Below are 622 nucleotides of genomic sequence, written 5' to 3'. Positions count from 1 at the left end.
GACATCAAGGACCCGACGCAGAACATCGTGTGGGTCACGCCGGAAGGCGGCGGCGGGCCGAACTATCCGAATATGTAGAGGGACGGCGCAAGGAAGTTGAGCCTCGCGCGCCCGAAACAAGGAAAATCAGCCTTTGGCGAAATCAGGCGCCGATAACTCCAAGTCCGTTGAAGGATGCGCGAGGAACTTTCGCTCGGCGACGGCAAGAATGCGGCCGAATCCGCTGCTAAAGACTTTCAATGTCCGTGCGTCGTCCGCATCCGGCGCGAGCCAAAAATACGTTTCGAGGGCTGCTCGAGAGACGATGCACGTCACTGGCTCCCCGCGCCGAGGCAGAATGAAGGTGAGGTTGCTTTTATCGGCTGAGATCTGGGGTTCCGGAACAGGCACTTTCATGGGGAGTGTTGGGGAAGTGGCGTAGCTAAAATCAAATGAGGCGGGCGTCAGCAGCCGATATGTCGCAAGTCGCATTCCAAGGTCGGTTACCAATCTATCCGGTGCTTCTCGTCGGTCTCTTGATGGCGTCGGTCGTCATCGATGTGGAGGTAAAGAAAATGTGCTGCAGCACATTTCATCTATTACCGGCTGAAAGTTTTTATGTGCAGTCTCGGTTCCGGCTCGT

General features: G+C 56.1%; 2 protein-coding genes. One reads left to right on the top strand and one right to left on the bottom strand.

From position 1 onward, the window contains the following. Positions 1–78, top strand: a 78-nt coding sequence (locus AWB79_RS41150; RefSeq protein ID WP_148092509.1) for a 4Fe-4S dicluster domain-containing protein, incomplete at its 5' end; no start/stop codon positions are given. Positions 79–126: 48 nt separating this feature from the next. On the opposite strand, the gene AWB79_RS37965 is transcribed toward AWB79_RS41150, so the two are convergent. Continuing rightward, positions 127–396: a DUF1488 family protein gene (locus tag AWB79_RS37965; protein WP_061172604.1), complete on the bottom strand. Its 270-nt coding sequence runs from the start codon at positions 394–396 to the stop codon at positions 127–129. Positions 397–622: the final 226 nt, after the last annotated feature.

Source organism: Caballeronia hypogeia, assembly GCF_001544875.2.
Classification (GTDB): domain Bacteria; phylum Pseudomonadota; class Gammaproteobacteria; order Burkholderiales; family Burkholderiaceae; genus Caballeronia; species Caballeronia hypogeia.
Note: the sequence above shows the minus strand (reverse complement) of the source record. Positions and strands in the feature narration are given on the sequence as shown.

Excerpts from the sequence above, each read along its gene's own strand:
- AWB79_RS37965 (WP_061172604.1), bottom strand. The coding sequence starts at position 396 with ATGAAAGTGCCTGTTCCGGAACCCCAGATCTCAGCCGATAAAAGCAAC.